This window comes from Hydrogenophaga sp., from assembly GCF_031426985.1.
Classification (GTDB): Bacteria; Pseudomonadota; Gammaproteobacteria; order Burkholderiales; family Burkholderiaceae_C; genus Hydrogenophaga.
In genome coordinates this window covers 45496-63510 of record NZ_JASJOY010000033.1, presented here as the reverse complement: position 1 = coordinate 63510, position 18015 = coordinate 45496, and the positions used below count along the sequence as shown (strand labels likewise).

Sequence of the window (18015 nt, the reverse complement as noted above, 5' to 3'; positions counted from 1 at the left end):
TGGAGACCGTTCGCTCAGCGGTTCACTATCTTCATCACGAGGCGGCGAACCTTGATGGGGGCGCTACGCCACGCCCACGCGAGCGACACTGCCAGCAGGCCGAGGGTCGCCAGCCACCACACGCCACCGCCAGCGGGCAGGGCAACCGCCACCGTCAGCCCGAGCAACAACTGCAACACCGGTACACCGAGTGCCGAAAAGGCGACTCTTAGACTGCCTGCCAGCCAAAGCAGCAGGACGCAGTCGGCAAAGGCGCGCAGACCGAAGGCGGCCGCAGCGCCCGGCAGACCCCAGAAATGCAGGCCTGCATACAGCGCCAGCATGTACGGGATCAACTCACCGAGGTGACACTTGGCTACCAAACTTGCCAAGGCCGCCGCCTGCAGTTGTGCATAGGGGACGCGTGCAAACGCGTTGATCCAGAACCCCAGCAAGAGTATTTGTGCCGTGAACTTGTTGCCAGTAATTTGCCCGGTTAGGATCTGATGGTTTGAGTTGGAAAATTTTTTTGACAACTAATCGGTGACAGTGTAAAAGTTGTTTATTGGTATTCTTTTCTTTCAGCTTTCTCCAAAAAAACATGCACTTTTTGGCTGAGCATATCTGGCATAGCTTTTTCTAACTGTGACTGTGGCCATGACCACCACTTCAACTTAATTAACCTTTCAATGGTTGCTTCATCGAACCGGAATTTAATTAAACTGGCTGGATTTCCTGCCACTACGGCGTAGGGTGCAACATCACGTGTTACCACCGCGCGGGCGCCAATAACGGCACCATCACCAATTGTGACTCCTGAAAAAATTAGAGCATCTGTCCCTATCCATACATCGCTACCAATCAAGACGTCGCCCTTTGTTTTTGGATGTCCTGTATGGTGGCGGGCAGTTTCCATGAGTACGTTGAATGGGAAGGTTGTTACCCAATCTATTCGATGTTCACCGCCGAGAAATACTTTTACCCCTGCTGCAATCGATGTGTAATTGCCGACGCTGAGTTTGGCGCGTTCGCCCCACGAATAAACAGTCAAATCACCATAAGTACCTATCCCAATCTGGTGTTCTGGGTAGCGCACGGCGAGTGGTACATTGTCCGCGTGAAAAAGACGTTCCCAAATCTTGCTTATAAGAGAGCGGAGGCGCCTAAATGTCATTTGATGGGTGCCTTTTGATACGTGAGTGCTTTAATCGTTGTAACCAATAGATCGAGATCCTTGGCTAAAGTAATTCCCAGTAAAAGTAGACCTAGACTCCACTGTGACCAAGGTGCCAAGTTTAAAAAAAAGACACTGGCGGAGGCGATAGCAATCAAAGCTGCATATGGCGCCGCGTGGCGTAAAGTATTTGCTAGTGCGTGATTTGCGCTGAGCAACATCATGGTGTCAATTGAGACGCGCAAAGTCCATGCACCGGCAGCGCCTGCAATCCCCCAGTTTCTGAGTCCTATCCATAGCATGAACAGATAGATGGGTATCTGGATAAGATAAATTGTGACGACGGTTTTAGGATGGCCTGTTGCCATCAGTCTAGCGTGATAAGGAATTGTTAGTGCGTTGATCCACACCCCAAGTAAAATTAGCTCGGAAACCCCTGCGCTATTGGCCGCGAGTGAGTAACCCAGCCATAAGTTTAAGGCGGGCTGAGCTAAAAATATGCCAGTGATCACCACTGGTGTCATTATCGCAATCAGAACAATGGTCGCCCGTTCAGCCAGCTTGTGTGCCTCGACTGCGCCAGCTGATGCAAGTCGAGGAAACAGCGCACTGGACAAGCTCCCTGAAATGATCATTGTTCTTGAAACTAGGTCATACGGCACGGTGTACGAGGTCACAGCTTTTGCACCGCTGATAGTGGCAATGATCAATCTGTCCACGATAACTAGAAGTGGCGCGATAAACATCATTACTGACACCCAGCCACCATAGTTCAGCATTGCCTTGAAATGCGTGCGGTCAATTACTGGTATTCCAATTAACGGTACATGTTGGCGGCATTGCCTAAATAAAAGGAATGGTAGTAGTACTCGCGATACGAGCATTGCCGGTACCAAAAAATTTAGTTCAACGCGTCCCGAAGCAGCAACCGCGAGAGGCAGAATATGACTAATTGAGTTGCCGAGCAATTGGATGGCGTTTAGTTCGGTGAACCTGAGGCGCGCTTGCATTGCACCTGTCAAGACTGTCGTTGTCAGGAGCGCTGGAAGTGCAATCAGCATCCATGTAACCGCGATGGCTACTTCGCGACGACTTTGGGCTGACATGTCAATCACGTTCAGCAGGATGTAGTCAGCAAAAAGCCAAACCAACATGCTTGCAAGCATTCCTAGCAAAAAGGTGCTTAGAAAGGCTGTCCAAAGGAGCTTGCTGCGCTCAATCTCATCTGCCTCCGGAAGTCGCGCCATACGTTGAGTTACTGCGCGACCAAAGCCTAGATCGAAGAGTCCGAAATATCCCAACAGCGCCCAGATCACGGCAAGTACGCCGAAACGTTCAGCGCCGATGTATCCCAGATAAAGAGGCACTGTTGTCAGTGCAATCGCCATAGGAATCAGTGCACTCCCAAGGTTGAGTAACGTGTGGCGTCCAATACTCATTCTGATTAATTGCTCAGTGTCTTTGTACGCTGTTTACGGGTAGTTGCATCAACCCCAAAACGTTTACCTTCACTTCATGTCTTCCTGCGCTACGTACCACGGCATAGCTTGTTGAATGCCTTCAGCCAGCCGGTGGGTGGGCGCGTAGCCTAGCAGGCGCTGGGCCTTGCCCACGTCCGCCAGGCTGTGACGCACGTCGCCAGCCCGAAAGTCGCGGTACTGCGGTTGAGTGTCGGGTGGCACGCCTTGGGGTACGAGGCTGTTGCGCAGTTCGCGGAACAGGTCGTTGAGGGTGGTGCGGTCGCCCACGGCGACGTTGTAGACCTGGTTCAGCGCTTCGGGTGCCGTGGCGGTGGCGGCCAGCAGGTTGGGCTGTACGGCGTTGGCCACGTAGGTGAAGTCGCGGCTGGTTTCACCGTCGCCGTTGATGTGTACGGGTTCGCCCTGGAGCAAGGCTAAAGCCCATTTGGGGATGACGGCGGCGTAGGCGCCTTTGGGGTCTTGCCGGGGGCCAAAGACGTTGAAGTAGCGCAGGCCGATGGTGTGAAAGCCATAGCTGCGGGCGAACACGTCGGCATAGAGCTCGTTGACGTATTTGGTGACGGCATAGGGGCTGAGCGGCCGGCCAATGGCGTCTTCCACCTTGGGCAGGGCGGGGTGGTCGCCATAGGTGCTGCTGCTGGCGGCGTAGGTGAAGCTGGCCACCTGCGCGTCGCGTGCGGCCACCAGCATGTTCAGAAAGCCGTCGATGTTGGTGGCGTTCGTCGTGACCGGGTCGGCCAGGCTGCGGGGCACGCTGCCCAGCGCCGCCTGGTGCAGCACGTGATCAATGCCGTCGCAGGCGCGCTGGCAGTCTACCGGGTTGCGGATGTCGCCTTCGATGAAGTCGAACCGCCCCCACTGCAGGGGACTTACCAGAGATTGCACTTCGCAAAGGTTGCGACGGTGGCCGGTGGCGAAGTTGTCCAGCCCGACCACGTGCTGGTCGAGTTTGAGCAGGGTTTCCAGCAGGTGGCTGCCGATGAAGCCGGCCACGCCGGTGACGAGCCAGGTACGGGGCTGGGCCTGCAGTTGCTGGCAGAGCGCCTGGTAGCGGGTGGGCTCCGCCAGGGGCGCCGGGGTGCGGGGAATGGGCATGAGAGCCATGGCGGGGGTTACAGCCGGCTGTCGGCGGTGCCGGCGGGCAGGATGGCTTTGACGTCGTACAGCACGGCATCGGGCACGCCCCATGTCTTGATGCCGTCGGCCCCCAGTTGCAGGAATTCGTGGTGGCCCACGGCCACCACGATGGCGTGGTACTTGCCGGGTTCGGGTTCTTGCGCCATGCAGTGCAGGCCGTATTCGTGCAGGGCTTCTTGCGGGTCGATCCAGGGGTCGTACACGTCGACCTGGGTGTGGTAGGTCTGCAGGTGGTGCACGATGTCGACTACCTTGGTGTTGCGCAGGTCGGGGCAGTTTTCTTTGAAGGTCAGGCCCAGCACCAGCACGCGACTGCCCAGCACGGGCTGGCCTTTGCGCAGCATGAGCTTGACGGTCTGGTCGGCCACGTGGCGGGCCATGCCGTCGTTGATGCGGCGGCCGGCCAGGATCACTTCGGGGTGGTAGCCCATTTCTTGGGCTTTGTGGGTGAGGTAGTACGGGTCCACCCCGATGCAGTGGCCGCCCACCAGTCCGGGGCGAAAGGGCAGAAAGTTCCACTTGGTGCCGGCGGCCTGCAGCACGTCCAGCGTGTCGATGCCCAGGCGCTGAAAGATCAGGCTGAGCTCGTTCATGAGCGCGATGTTCAGGTCGCGCTGGGTGTTTTCAATGACCTTGGCGGCCTCGGCCACCTTGATGCTGCTGGCTTTGTGGGTGCCTGCGGTGATGATCTGGCCGTAGAGTGCGTCCACTTCGTCAGCCACGGCCGGGGTGCTGCCGCTGGTGACTTTCTGGATGCTGGGCAGGCGGTGTTGTTTGTCGCCGGGGTTGATGCGTTCGGGGCTGTAGCCGCAGAAGAAGTCCACATTGAAGCGCAGGCCGCTGGCGCGTTCGAGCACGGGCACACACACCTCTTCGGTGGCGCCGGGGTACACGGTGGATTCGTAGATGACGATGTCACCCGACTTGAGCGCGCGGCCCACGGTTTCGCTGGCCTTGACGAGAGGGGTGAGGTCGGGGCGGTTGGCTTTGTCCACCGGCGTGGGCACGGTGATGATGAACACTTGGCAGTGATCGAGGTCACTGGCGGTGTGGGTGCAGGCCAGGTGGGCGGCCTGGGCCAGTTCTTCGGCGCTGACCTCCAGCGTGCGGTCTTGCCCGGCGCGGAGTTCGGCAATGCGTTGGGGGTTGATGTCGAAGCCGACGACAGGGCGCTGTTTGCCGAATTCCACCGCCAGGGGCAGGCCGACGTAGCCCAGGCCGATGATGGCGATCGTCTTGTCTTGCAGGTTCATGAAGAGTGGGTCAGAGAGGAGGATGTGCGTGTTCGAGCGCGCGGGCGGGTGCGGGGGGCCGCTTTGGCGGGGGCGGTGGCGTGGGCGCAGTGGGTGCGGTACCAGGCCAGGGTTTCGGCCAGGCCCTGCGCCAGGGGCACGCTGGGCTGGTAGCCCAGGTGTTGCTGGGCTTTGCCGATGTCGGCGCAGACAGTGAGGGCGCTGGCGCCAAAGGGCGCTGGCCGGGGGTGGCCGTGGGGAGCTTGGCCCATGGCCTGTTGCAGTTGCGCCAGCAGCGCCAGCAGGTGCACGCTCTGGCCACTGGCCACGTTGTAGACCTGGTTGCGGGCTTCGGGCCGGGCGGTGGCGGCCAGCAAGATGGCCTGCACCGCGTCGCGAACGTGGGTGAGGTCGCACAGCACATGGCCGTTGCCTTGCAGTTGCACCGTTTGCTGGCGCTGCAGCGCCTGGATCCACTGGGCCACGGGGTAGGCGTGTGCGTTGTCGGGGTCTTGCCGTGGGCCGTAGACGTTGAACAGGCGCAGGCCAACGGAGGGCATGCCCAGGCTGCGGGCAAAGACGTCGGCGTAGAGCTCGTTGATCTGTTTGCTGGCGGCGTAGGGGCTGAGCGGCTGGCCGGGCTGTGTTTCAGCCGCAGCGGCCACGGCTGGCTGGCCGTAGGTGCTGCTGCAGGTGGCGTAGGTGAAGGTGCTGGCCGATGCTTCCTGCGCGGCCACCAGCATGTTGACAAAGCCGCAGACGTTGGTGTTGTTGGTGGTGATGGGATCGGCCAGGCTGCGTTTGACGCTGCCCAGCGCGGCCAGGTGGACGACGTGGTCGACCCCGTCGCAGGCGCGGTGGCAGTCGCCGGGGGCGCGGATGTCGCCTTTGATGAGCCGGAACCGGGCCCATTGGGTGGGGATGACCTGGCTTTGCACGGCGTGCAGGTTGCTGCGTGGGCCGGTGGCAAAGTTGTCGAGACCGACGACGCTCTGGTCGGTTTCGAGCAGGGTTTGCAGCAGGTGACTGCCTATGAAGCCGGCCACACCGGTGACCAGCCAGACATGGGGCTGCTGGCGCAGTTGTGCTTGCAGTGGCGGGTGGGGTGGCATCTGTGCATCCATGCGGATGGCGCGGCCGGGGGCGGTGCCCCTGCGTGCGTGTGTGAACTGTGTCGGCCGTTGGCGGCGTCAGCGAGGCGCGTGGAGGTGTTCCTGACGGGGGTCTTGCCGAAGAGGGCTGGCTGGGCGCGCCTTTTGCCGGCACAGCACGAGGCGGTAAATCAGGTGGTAGGCGACGAACATGCCGGCAAAGGCCAAGGCCAGGTTTTGGGCGGGTTCTAGTGCCAGCCAGATGGCCAGCGCCGCCGGGGCCGCGGCCAGCCCCCACAGTGGCAGGCTGACCAGGCTGTGCTGCGCCCAGGCGGGCCAGCCGGGTGCCCGGCGCGCAACCAGGCAGCTCATGACCAGGCTGTGCAGGTGGGCCGCGTCGGGCGCGCCGGGGGATTGGTGGCTGCGCAAACGCCGCAGGATGGTGTAGAGGGTTTCGATGACCGGGTAAGCGCAGACCAGCAGGCCGACCCAGGGTGAAACATCGGGGTTTCGCATGGGCAGCAGCACCGCCAGCCAGGCCAGCGCGAAGCCGCCGAAATAGGCTCCACCGTCGCCCAGGAAGAGCTTGCCAAACGGAAAGTTCACCAGCCAGAAGCCGGCGCTGGCGGCCGCCAGCAAGGCGGCGGTCCAGGCCAGTTCGGTGTCGCCCACACCCGCGGCCACCAGGCCGATGGCGGCGCTGCAGCAGACCAGAACACCGCTGGCCAGGCCGTTGACGCCGTCGATGATGTTGATGGCGTTGGCTATGCCGGCAAGGGCGAAGGCGGTGAAGAGCACCGCCACGGGGGACAGTGCGAACAGCGGGTCGATCAGGGGGATGTCCAGATGGTCGAGCGAGGCGCCGGTGAGCAGACAGATGAGCACACCACTGACCATCGTGGCCAACAGCCGGACACGGACACCGATGAGCTTGGTGATGTCTTCGAGCAGGCCTGCGCCCAGTGCCGGCAGGCCCGCCACGAGCAGGGGCGCTAGGAGACTGCCCAGGCTGTCGGGGGCCAGCCCCCAGGCGGCCAACAGCCCGAGGAAGAGGCCCACGCCGCCGATGCGGGGCACGGGCTTGCCATGGAGCATTTGCACGCCCGGCAGGTGGTCCAGCGTCAGGCGGCCGTGCAGCGGTTGGGTGAACACGATGAGCACGCAGATGCTCAGCGATGTGAACAGGGTGCTGGTGAACAGGCTCATGTTCATGCGCGAACTGGCGTCGGTTCGGCGGGCGGCTGGTTTCAGGCCTTTTGCTGGTAGCTGCCGTAGTCGTCTTGCCGGTAGCGGTAGCGGCCGTAGCGGTAGCCATTGCTGTAGCCGTAGCCGTAGCGGCGGCGGCTGAGGTCGAGCCCGTTGAGGATCACGCCACGCACCCGGGCGCCGGCTTGCTGCAGGCGTTTGGCGGACTCGACCAGGTCACCCACTGCGCTTTGCCCGGCGCGGGCCAGCAACAGCACGGTGCCGGCCTGGACGGCGAGGGCATGCGAGTCGGACACAGGCAGGACGGGGGCCGAGTCAATGAGGACAGTGTCGTACTGGGCGCACAGATCGGCCAGCAGCTGGCGGGTGCGCCCCGAGGCCAGCAATTCGGCCGGGTTGGGCGGAAGCTGGCCGGTGGCGATGAAATCCAGCCCAGGGGCCACTTCGGTGTGCAGCAGTTGCTGCAGGGGCTGTTGCTCGGCGACCAGCTCGCTCAGGCCGGGGCCACGCTCAAGGTCAAAGTAGCGGTGCAGATGGCCTTTGCGCAGGTCGCCGTCGATCAATAGCACCCGCTGGCCGCCAGCGGCCAGCACCGCAGCAAAGTTGGCGCAGGCAAAGCTCTTGCCAAGGGCTGGCGACGGGCCGGTGAACAGCACGAGGTTGTTGTCGGCTTCGAGCATGGCGAACTGCAGCGCGGTGCGCAGGCTGCGCAGGCCTTCAATGGCCACATCGGTGCTGTCGTGCAGCGCCAGCAGATGCCGGCCGCTCTTGTGCTGATCAATGTCTTGCGACAGTGCGACCTGCCGGGCCGACAGCGGGACGGTGGCCAGCACGTTCATGCCGGTGCCCTGTTCGATTTCTTCGGGCGACTGGATGTCGTTGCGCATGGCGTTGCGCAGCAGGGCCAGGCCCAGGCCAGCAAGCAGGCCCAGCAGCAGACCCAGGCCCATGATGCGCGAGCGTTGGGGTTTGCTGGCGTGTTCCGGAACGAAGGCCGGGTCGATCACCCGCACATGACCAACTTTGCCTTCCCTGACCAGACGCAGCTGCTGAACACTGTCGAGCAGGCTGGTGTAGAGGGTGCTGTTGACTTTGACGTCGCGCGTGTGGCGCAGCAATGCCAGTTCGGTGGATGGCAGGGCTTTGGCCTGGCGGTCGAGTCGGTCGATTTCGACGTTGGTTGCGCGCAGTTGGCGTGTCAAGGCGGTCATGGCCGGGTGCTCTGCGGTGTAGCGTTCGCTCAGCTCCTTGCGGCGTTGCTCCAGTTCCCAGACCCGGGTGCGCAGTTCCACCATGCGGGTGAGTTGCGTGCTGGCTTCGGCGGCCAAGTCGAAGGAACCGTGCTCGTTGCGAAACCGGTTGAGGCGGTCTTCAGAGGCTTCCAGCTGGCGGCGCAAGGCGGGCAGCTGTTTGTCGAGAAAGGCGAGCGTTTTGTCGGCCTCTGCGACCGTGCGTTCAACGTTCTGGTGCACGTACTGCGCTGCGACCTCGTTGAGGATGTGTGCGATGTGTTGGGGGTCTGCACCTTCAAGGCCGATGGAGAGGATGCCGGAACCGCGGCCTTGTTCGGTGATGTTCAGCGTGCCCTGCAGGTTTTGTGTGACGGACAGGGCTGAGCTGCGGCTGAGCAGGAATTCGGCACCGGGGCGGGCATTCAGGGCCGCGACCCATATCGTGCCTTGTGCCCCGTGGTGTTCAAAATCCAGCGAGCGCCCCAGCGGGCCGGCGACGATGTGCTGGCCTTCTGTGCTGCGCAGGGCAAAGCCTTCTTTGGTGGCTGCCAGTACGAAGGTCTGGCCCAGCAGAGGCGGGGAGACTTCAAAGCGTGCGATTTCGGCCGACTCGGTGCCGGTGACGTATCCCGACATGCCCAGAAAGCCAGGCTCGGACAGGCCGCTGGCGCGCCGTGCCAGCCAAGGGCCAATGACAGGGGCGTAGCGCGGGTGGACGCTCAGGTCGAGTCGCATTTGCTCCGCAACACGGCCGACGATCATGCGTGAGCGCAGGATTTCAATTTCGGCGGCAATGGATGCTGTGTTGCCCAGCAGGCCGCCAGCCGATCCCAGGGCGCCTTCGAGCGGATTGCCCGCGGCGAGTTCAACCTGTACGAGGCTGTTGGTTGCGTAGATCGGCGTGCTCAGGTGCGCGTAGGCCATTGCGATTGCCAGACCAGCTGCCGTGGTGGCAATGATCGGCCAACGTTGGTCGACCACGGTCTCGACCAGGCTTTGCAGGTTCATCCGCCTGTCGTCGTCCACATGGGCCGCGGCGTTGAGTGCGGGCGATGCCGCAAGGGGAGACATGGTGTTCATGGGTGGGGCTGGCTTGGGCTGCACCGGGCGGCAGGCGCACGGGGCGGGGTCAGCGGAGCTGGCGAAGGGTGTGACACCAGGCTTGGACGCCGCGCTCGATGTCGGCGTAGGCGGCTTCGAAGACGTGAAGGGGTTTGCGGTAGGGGTCGGCCACTTCTGCGCGGCTTTGGTGCCTCAGCAGGTAAACCTTGCCGCGTGTGAGGGGGTAACGCTGTTCGGTTTCGGTTTTCTGGCCGCGGGTCATCACCAGTAACAGTTGGGATTGGTGGCAGTTCACAGCGCCGGTGTTGCGGGCACGGTGACCTGACAGGTCCAGCCCATGCGCGGCACCCACTTGGATGGCCAGAGGATCGGCCGGCTGACCGACCAAGGCGTCCAGTCCGGCGGAAAGCACGCGCAGGTGGGGCATCTCACGGGCCAGCAAGGCCGCAGCCAGCGGGCTGCGGCAAATGTTGCCGGTGCAGATGACCAGTACCTGCTGGATCACTGGCTCAGGTCTCTGACCGTGTTGATGCCACCGGCGCTGGGCAGCAGCAGGCTGATGACGCGGTTCCATCGCACGATGGGGGCGGGGTCGACGTAGACGATGTCGCGGGCCCTGAGCGGGAAGCCGTCGGCCAGGGCAAACGAGATGGGTTGACTGGCATCGAGGTGGAAAACCTCGGGCATGCTGCCTTCGCTGCTGCGGACCACATAGACTTGGGAGGGGTTGGCCGAGATGGGGCTGATGCCCCCGGCCTCACCCAGCGCTTCGCCCAGGCGCAGCCGGCCTTCGCGCAGCAGCAGCGTGCTGGGTTTGAGCACTTCACCCAGGACATAGACCTTGGATTCTTCGCGTGGCATGACGCGCAGGAGATCCCCCGCCTGCAGCCGGATCTGCAGTGGGTTGATGCCCTGGTCGACGAGGTCGGCCAGGTTCAGGTGGGTGGTGGTGCTCGCGCGGGTGAGTGCGATCGACGTGCGGTCTGCGGTGGCCGTGAAGCCGCCGGCGCGGCCAATGGCTTCTGGCAGGGTCATGGCGATGTCGTCCAGCACCTGCAAACCGGGTGAGCGGACTTCACCGTCGAGGTAGATGCGCGCGCTGCGAAAGGTCTGGATGCGCGCGCTGATGTTTGGCTTGCGCAGGTAGCGAGACAGGGCCGCGAGCAGGTGCTCGCGCATCTCCGTTTCGGTCAGGCCTTGCACCGGCAATGAACCGATGTAGGGGAACTGGATGCGTCCGTCCGGACCAACCGGGTAGCCTGTGCTGCTGCTGGTGCCTGCCGCGGGGACGGTATCAGCGTCTGTCGTGGAAAGGCCCTCGTTCCAGATCGAAATGGCCAGCACGTCGCCGACACCGATGCGGTAGGTGGGAGCTGGCCCAGGGGTGATCAGCGAACGCACCTCGGCGCTGAGCCCGCGTTGGGGCTGGCGCAGTTGCTGCACCAGCGCGGGCGTGATGGGCGTCAGGCGCACGCTGGACGAGGCGGGAATTTCGCTGGCGGCGTTGGGCGTGCCTGCAAGGCCCAGCCGTTCGGGAACGCCTGGGGCCAGGGCGCATCCGGTGAGCAGCATCAAGGTGCCCAGTGCGGCCCAGGACCCAGCTCGGATAAGGGGGAGCTTGCCCAAGGAAAAGGGGGGGGATTGGTTCATCGGTGTGAGGCCCGTGCAGGTGCAGGCCGTGCATGGACAGGGGCGGTGCCTGTCGACCAGAAACAAAAAGCGGCGGGCGGTCGTCAGCAAAGCTCGAGTTCGCTGTGGTGCACCTTCAGGCACTTGTCGCGGCCCAGGATGTTCAGCAACAAGGTGACGCGCTCGCCAGCCACGGCCGTGACCAGTCCTTGCAGGGCCTGCAAGGACTCATGGCGCAGACGCACCTGTTGGCCGACCGTCATGGGGGGGAGATTCAGTTGGTCAACGCTGGCGCGCAGCGCTTCGACATGGCGGACGTGCTCGATCACGTCGGGCGACACCGTCACAGGCCCGAACCCGAAGGACACCAGCGTGCACACGCCTCGGGTGCTTCTGACAGGGCTCAGGCTTTGCTGGGCCCGTCCGGTTTGCACGAACACGTACCGAGGGAACATGGGTTCGGCAGCTCCCTGTAGCTCGGGCGAGGCTTTTCGCCCTGTTCTGGTGCGGTGCTCGCACACCGGCAGGTAGGTGACATAACCCTGTCTGTTCAGCTGTTCGGCGGCGATGAACTCTTGCCGGGGTTTGCTGTAAACCAGGTACCAAGTGGACTGGGCGCTGTCGGGGGAGTTCTGGGTATTCAAGAGGACGTCCGGGGGGCGAATATGGCGCTCGTTCGACGGCCGCGTCACGCCGGCGCTCATCGTGCTGGAGGGGCAGGCGGCTGAAAACGCGAAGCACCATGGCTACCGCAGTCCGTAAGCAGCATTTGTACTGCGGACTTGCCTTCAAAATGATAACAATCATTATGATATCAATCATCACATAAATGATTTAAAAATATAGACGTTATTGTGATGTTCATCAGGTGAAGGATCAGACGAAGCGGACTTGCCGGCGACCGGTGGCCCGCGTCGGAGCCGATGGGTCTTCATCAGCCACCCAGCGTGGCACCAGTGCCGGGCGGAGCCGGAGCATCACTTGGCGAAAGCCGTGAGGTTCGTGCCCAGGTGCGACAGGCTGGAATTCATGGCGCCCAGGGCCGTGGTGGCGATCTGGAGCCTGGACAGCTCGATCACGCCGGTCTGCGGGTTCAGGAACCAGGCCTAGTCGGCCAGGGGGCTGCAATCCCCACGCCGCCCACGATGGGGGCTGCGTTCAGTGCCATGTTGAAAGTGCTCATGCCTTTCAGCTCATGCAACTAGGCCCTGCCGGTGGCGTTGAGTTGCGCGCTCAGGCCCGCCAGGTCGATGGCGGTTGCGTCGCCGGTGGCCAGGACGGTGAAGGCGTCCAAGCTCGCCAAGGGAACAGGGACGTCGCTCGCCGCGGTCTGTGCCGTGATGGCGGGCAGCGTGAAGGTGACGGAACCGTCGCCCGAATACCTGGCCACATTCAGCGAGGCGGTCACCGTAGACACGGCTTCAACCGTCTTGCCCATGGAGTCCAGGGTGTTTCAGCGGGAGCCCAGAGTGGTGCTGTTCATGACACCAACGGCGGTGGTGGAGAAGTTGTTGCCGTTGATCGCGAAGGCGGTTGCGTCCGAAGCCGTGTCGCCGATGGCATCGGCCCTGGAGGCGACCTCGTTGGCCGCACCCGCGATGAGCACGCTGCTGCCGCTGATGTCGATGGAGTCGTTGAGGGTCGAGAGGTTGACAGCGCCGGCAATGACTGAAATGTCCGGGGTGTCCACGGTGGCCGCGATGGCGCTGAGCAGCGCGGTCAACTCGCGCAACCCACCAGGCGATTCGCCGCCGGGGTCTGAAAGCAAGTCGGCCCGCGCCGTGGTGGTGCCCCCCAGGGCAATCGCCAACACAACCCGTGATCGTGTTGCGGGCGGCTTCAGGCGGGTGTTTTGCATGGCCAGGCATTCCACCTATTGCATGGACCTTCAGGCGGGGAGCATGCTTCGTTGGTCGTGGGCGCCCCGCGCGTGCATTCAAACCCGCATGTCGCCCTTCATCACCTTGGCATTGCAGCGTCGGACATGAACGGGGTGGGATCGCCCCTGCGTTTTCACCACACGGCCCCCCCGCATTTTTTGAACTTGCGTGCCAAGCATTCGCGCGCCATTTTTTGGGCGTTCGCGACCTGCACGGTGGTCATGCGGGCCGCGAGGTCCTCTCGCAGTTTCGTGGCGCGTAGATCACCGTCGATGGCACTGAGGTTGAGCCACATGTGTGCGACCTCATAGTCTTGCATCACGCCCTTGCCAAGGTCGTACATCGTGCCCAGTTCCTGCTGTGCGTTCAGATGCCCTTGTGCTGCGGCAAGCTGGTACCACTGTGCCGCCTGCACATGGTCTTTCAGCACGCCCTTGCCCGAGCTGTACATCATCCCGAGATCGAACTGCGCACTGGGGCTGCCTTGAGTGGCAGCCAGGCGATACCACTTCACTGCCTGCACATAGTCCTGATCAACACCCCATCCCGTGCGGTACATGAGACCCAGGTCGTGCTGGGCGTCTTGATGGCCTTGCTGCGCAGCCTGTTCATACCAGTGCACAGCCTCCACGTAGTCGCGGTCCACGCCCTTGCCGTTCACAAGCATGGTGCCCAGCTGGTATTGGGCGGTCGCGTCCCCTTTTTCGGCCGCCCGGCGATACCACTTCGCCGCTTCGGCGTCGTTCCGCTTGACGCCATGGCCGTTGGAAAAACTGCTGCCAAGCGCCGCTTGAGCCCAGGCGATCCCTTTTGCCGCCAGAGGCCGCGTTATCTTCAACTCCGCTCGGTAGTCGCCGCGCGCGTGGGCCGCCGCAGCCGATGTGGCTTCAGAAGTCGCGGCCCACGTGCTCTGGGTGACCTGGGTGAACATCAGCAACAGAACAAGCAGTACTTTATGATTCATGGTTTGTTACTTTAAAAATGATATACTATTTCAATATGTCATAACACATTAAAAATATCATCAACACAATGAAATAGGCGTGATTTTTTTGTGTTTTTGGTGGTGTGTTACCCCACCGTTGTCCTGCAGACGCGTCTGACCCAAGACGCGTGCGTTCGGCCTCCAGCGTCAGGCTTGCCGAACCTGTGTCTGGACCACCTGCACCAAGGTGGCCCCTGCGTGACGCAAGTGCTCCACCGGCGCCTGAAGCAGTGCTCTCTGGTCCGCTGTCTCTTTGACAACCAGTACCACCTGCTGGACCAGGTTCGCCATCACCAGGGCGTCGGCCAAGCCTTGCAGAGAGGGCCCATCGATCACCACCTGCTCGAAACCGAGCCGTCTCGCGGTGTCCAGCAGGCTGCTCAGGCCAGTGCCCGTGAGAAGGCTCAGGGGATTGGAAGGGAGTGGGCCCGCAGTGAGCACGCTCAGGTTCTCGACATCGGTGGCTTGCAGAGGCAGTGGTGCGTTGACCGGATTCGTCAGCTGGAGCGACAAGCCTTCGGCATTGGGCAGCCGCAGCGCCTGGTGCACACCCGGGTGGCGCAGGTCGGCGTCGATCAGCAGCACCTTCTGACCCAACTGTGCCCACGTGATCGCCAGAGCGACGGCGGTGGTGGTTTTGCCTTCGCCATTGCCCTGGCTGGTGACCAGCCACGGGTGGGGGCTGTCTGCCGGCTGGCGGGACTGCAAGGCGAGTGCGATGCGTCTGTAGGCTTCAGCCAGTGCGCCGTGTGGCTCGGTGTGCGCCAACTGTCCCACGGCCATTCCGCTGGCCCACGCCGGCATCGGGGTTGCGGGAATCGAGCCCAGCATCGTGAAGTCCTGTGTCACCTGGGACCCATCGCCGCATTGAGCGGAGCCAGCGTTGGTTGTCTGACGTAGCGCCGTGAGGGCGCCCGTGATCAGCCCCAGCACGAGCGCCAGCCCCAAGAGGGTGAGCGGCCTCGGTGTGTCGGGTGTCCGTGCGGGCGTGGCGTCCACCACGATGGTGGCGTGACTGGCCCGGGTGTCTGGCGCCTGGGCGTTCTCCGTCTGGGCGCTGGCAAATGCGCGCAGCAGTTCCTTGTGGTGTTCGCCGTTCAGTGCCTCCTCGGGTTCAATGGCCTCGTGCGGGTGCGAGTCTGCTGCTTGTGCTGCATCTTGCAGCTCGGGGGAATACCACTGGAGCGATTCGGCCACGAGGGCTTGCATCTCGGCCTCCAGACGGGAATGAACCCAATCCTGTGGGAAATCTGAGCGGTTTTCGACAGACCGGTCCGGCACATCTGTGTTCAGGCTGTCCTCGCGGGAGGGCTCGCCGGGTGGACGGACCGGGTGGACTTCGGGTGGCAGGCGCCTTTTTGCCCGGTCCTCTTGCATGCGCTTCACTTTGATGAAGTTTTTGGCAATGGCGTTGGCAATGCGCGCGGCCTGTGCTGGGTCGGGGTTGAGCACACGAACCTCTACCAGGCGGGACTCGGGGGCCGGGACGATGCTGAGTGCCGTTCTCAGCGAACGAATGGCCGTCTCGCGGGCGATGAGGACATCGTCATCCGGGAGGTGCAGCACACCGTCGCTGCTGTGACCGCGTTGTGCCGCTTGCTGGGGCCATTCTCGTGTCAGTTGCAGACGCAGGGGTGGGTCATCGGGATCAGAAGCCTGGGGGGCGAGCGCGACTGGCGGGGTTTCGGTCGTGGCTTCGGCGGTATGGGCAAGGGGGCTTCGCTCCAGCCCCAGTTCGTCGACCACGAGTTCGGCCAGATGGCGGCTCTTGAGCAGTGTCAGCTGCGCATCACGGTGTCGTTTGGCCGCGGTGTTGGTCGGTGTCGCCGGGCGAACCGCCTCTTGCTGGCCGGGAAGATGCCCCGGGCTTTCGAGTTGCAACACCGCAACCGACTGGTATTGAGGCGTGGCTTGCACGACGTACAGGCCCGTCACGGCGGCGAAAAACCCCGTGACACCCAGAACGGTGACCTTGCGCTCCAGCAGCGTTCGCCACACGGCGTGCGACCTGAACGCAACGGGGGGGGGCGAGAACTGGCGTTCTTCCGGATTTTTTTCCATTGAGCGAGAAGAGGGAGAGACGCTGGGAGCGGTTTTGATGGGGACAGAAGGGGGCAGATCCGTGCAGCACACCAGCCGCCGTTGGCGACCGCTGCGGTCCGTGCACCACTTGAATGCGCCTCGCGATGCGGGGCGCCGATGTCAGAAACAGCGATTGAATTCAGTGGTCTGCGGGGGCGGACATGAGGCGATCCGTCAATGCAATGGCCATGGCGCTGAGCAGGAAGACGACATGGATGATGGTCTGCCACATGAGGACTTGCTCGGTGTAATTCGCGGCGTTGATGAACGTCTTGAGCAAATGAATCGAGCTGATGCCAATGATGGCGGTGCCCAGTTTGACCTTGAGCACGGACGCGTTGACATGGCTGAGCCATTCGGGCTGGTCAGGATGGTCTTCCAGCCGCATCCGACTGACAAAGGTCTCGTATCCCCCCACAATGACCATGATGAGCAGGTTGGAAATCATCACCACATCGATCAGGGCCAGCACCACCAGCATGATGATGGTTTCATTGAGTGCTCCGATATCCAGAGACCCTTTGTAGCCAATACTTGTGACGAGTGCGGCCAGTGCCTTCTGATTCCCAAAAGCCGCTTCGATCAGATGCACCAGTTCCACCCAGAAATGAAACACGTAAATGGTCTGCGCGGCAATCAGACCCAGATACAGGGGCAGCTGAAGCCAGCGGCTGGCAAATATCAGTTGGGACAATGTCGTCGGCACCTTGGTGTGGGTATTTGAAGTCTGCATAAAAGGTGTCGGAGAAATGGGATGGGTTGTCTTGGACGGGCTGGGGCAGGGTGTTTCAGGCGTGGGTTCTGAGCGAGTCAGGGGGGTGGCGTGAATGCCAATGCCAGGCGTCGGCACAAATGATCTCTGTCGACAGCTGTGCCCGCCATGACAGGAGTTCGGTGCTCAGCCGGGTGTCGGCCACGCAATAGGCCGGTTCAATCTGGGGCGCGGGTGAATACTTCCAGGGAATGCGACGCCCACTGGTGTTTTCCAGTGCGCACAACAATTCGTGCACGCTGCACGCGCGGCCCGTGCCGATATTCACCGTGAAGTTGTCCTGATATTCCAGCAGGGTGTCCAGAGCTTTGACATGTGCCTCTGCGACGTCTTGCACATGCACGAAGTCCCTCACCGCCGAGCCGTCGGGTGTGCAGTTGCGATGACAATCCATTTCAAATATGGCGCCTTCCGTGCTCGCAGCGTGAATCAGCCTCGACATCAGGCTGTGCGGGCCTGCGCCCCGAGGCTCGCCAATGCAGCCACTGGGGTGTGCCCCCATGACGTGAAAGTGCCGCAAAATGGCGGCAGACCAATCGCGTCGCAATGAGCAAACGCTCCGAATAAGTTCCTCTTGCAGCACGGGCAAATGGTCGATCGCCAGCATGGGCGATAACAGCACATTTTCCCGATGCGCATTCTTGCCGCCTTTGGGATAGGCTGTGCTGGAGCTCGCAAATTGAATTTTTCGACAACTGTTTTCATCCAGGGCCTGCATCAGAGACAGCAGGTTTTCAATGCCTTCGTCCGTTGTGGACCCGAAAGAGAGCGGGCGGCTCGGTGAGGACCTGTTTGCCTCGATGTAAATGGTGCAGAACGGTTGAAACCGTTTGATCTGCTGTCTCAGCCATGTGCGGTTTTGCAGGTGGCCAGCCTCAAATCGAGGCTCGCACCCCAACAATTTTTTCAACCCTTTGAGCGATTCGAAACAGGTGGCGGTGAACTCACCCAGCAGCACCGGGTGATAGCCAGCATTGCGCAAGGCCACGTAGATGTGGCTGCCCAGGTAGTCGCAGCCGCCAGCAATCAGGATGTTCATGTGCATTGCTGCGTGATGCGGAACCTATGGCGCA

General features: G+C 62.1%; 17 protein-coding genes. All 17 read right to left on the bottom strand.

The genetic code is table 11. The features are described 5' to 3' along the window. Positions 1–14 precede the first annotated feature (14 nt). Positions 15–515: a hypothetical protein gene (locus tag RMP09_RS04460; protein WP_310564798.1), complete on the bottom strand. Its 501-nt coding sequence runs from the start codon at positions 513–515 to the stop codon at positions 15–17. Between the two features lie 26 nt (positions 516–541). Next, on the bottom strand, positions 542–1075 hold the full coding sequence (locus RMP09_RS04455; RefSeq protein WP_310564797.1) for a CatB-related O-acetyltransferase: 534 nt from the start codon (positions 1073–1075) through the stop codon (positions 542–544). A gap of 74 nt (positions 1076–1149) precedes the next feature. After that, complete coding sequence (locus tag RMP09_RS04450) at positions 1150–2592, bottom strand: flippase (protein WP_310564796.1); 1443 nt, start codon at positions 2590–2592, stop codon at positions 1150–1152. Positions 2593–2661: 69 nt separating this feature from the next. Beyond that, positions 2662–3729, bottom strand: coding sequence for an SDR family oxidoreductase (locus RMP09_RS04445; protein ID WP_310564795.1), 1068 nt, complete (start codon positions 3727–3729; stop codon positions 2662–2664). Positions 3730–3746: 17 nt separating this feature from the next. Next, complete coding sequence (gene tviB / locus RMP09_RS04440; protein ID WP_310564794.1) at positions 3747–5024, bottom strand: Vi polysaccharide biosynthesis UDP-N-acetylglucosamine C-6 dehydrogenase TviB; 1278 nt, start codon at positions 5022–5024, stop codon at positions 3747–3749. Next, a complete protein-coding gene (locus tag RMP09_RS04435) occupies positions 5021–6127 on the bottom strand; it encodes an NAD-dependent epimerase/dehydratase family protein (protein WP_310564793.1) in 1107 nt (368 codons plus the stop codon). The genes tviB and RMP09_RS04435 overlap by 4 nt, the downstream gene beginning before the upstream one ends. Positions 6128–6193: 66 nt before the next feature. After that, the gene (locus RMP09_RS04430; protein WP_310564792.1) at positions 6194–7306 is read right to left on the bottom strand and encodes a glycosyltransferase; all 1113 of its coding nucleotides are present in this window, start codon (positions 7304–7306) and stop codon (positions 6194–6196) included. Positions 7307–7341: 35 nt separating this feature from the next. Further along, positions 7342–9603 (bottom strand): polysaccharide biosynthesis tyrosine autokinase, encoded by a 2262-nt coding sequence (locus RMP09_RS04425; protein WP_310564791.1) that lies wholly within the window; start codon positions 9601–9603, stop codon positions 7342–7344. Between the two features lie 58 nt (positions 9604–9661). After that, positions 9662–10099, bottom strand: coding sequence for a low molecular weight protein-tyrosine-phosphatase (locus RMP09_RS04420; protein WP_310564790.1), 438 nt, complete (start codon positions 10097–10099; stop codon positions 9662–9664). Beyond that, positions 10096–11166, bottom strand: coding sequence for a polysaccharide biosynthesis/export family protein (locus RMP09_RS04415; protein ID WP_310564789.1), 1071 nt, complete (start codon positions 11164–11166; stop codon positions 10096–10098). Before RMP09_RS04415 ends, RMP09_RS04420 begins: the two co-directional genes overlap by 4 nt. Before the next feature lie 161 nt (positions 11167–11327). Then, complete coding sequence (locus RMP09_RS04410) at positions 11328–11927, bottom strand: transcriptional activator RfaH (RefSeq protein WP_310564788.1); 600 nt, start codon at positions 11925–11927, stop codon at positions 11328–11330. A gap of 497 nt (positions 11928–12424) precedes the next feature. Further along, complete coding sequence (locus tag RMP09_RS04405) at positions 12425–12661, bottom strand: hypothetical protein (protein ID WP_310564787.1); 237 nt, start codon at positions 12659–12661, stop codon at positions 12425–12427. A 15-nt stretch (positions 12662–12676) separates the two neighbouring features. After that, positions 12677–13036 carry a hypothetical protein gene (locus tag RMP09_RS04400; RefSeq protein ID WP_310564786.1) on the bottom strand — a complete coding sequence of 120 codons (360 nt, stop codon included), beginning with the start codon at positions 13034–13036 and terminating at the stop codon, positions 12677–12679. A gap of 200 nt (positions 13037–13236) precedes the next feature. Beyond that, a complete protein-coding gene (locus RMP09_RS04395; protein WP_310564785.1) occupies positions 13237–14067 on the bottom strand; it encodes a tetratricopeptide repeat protein in 831 nt (276 codons plus the stop codon). Positions 14068–14235: 168 nt separating this feature from the next. Then, positions 14236–16149: a polysaccharide biosynthesis tyrosine autokinase gene (locus RMP09_RS04390; protein ID WP_310564784.1), complete on the bottom strand. Its 1914-nt coding sequence runs from the start codon at positions 16147–16149 to the stop codon at positions 14236–14238. A 160-nt stretch (positions 16150–16309) separates the two neighbouring features. Next, positions 16310–16903, bottom strand: a complete 594-nt coding sequence (locus tag RMP09_RS04385; RefSeq protein WP_310564783.1) for a TIGR00645 family protein — start codon at positions 16901–16903, stop codon at positions 16310–16312. Between the two features lie 55 nt (positions 16904–16958). Beyond that, the gene (locus RMP09_RS04380; protein WP_310564782.1) at positions 16959–17981 is read right to left on the bottom strand and encodes an NAD-dependent epimerase/dehydratase family protein; all 1023 of its coding nucleotides are present in this window, start codon (positions 17979–17981) and stop codon (positions 16959–16961) included. Between the last annotated feature and the right edge of the window lie 34 nt (positions 17982–18015).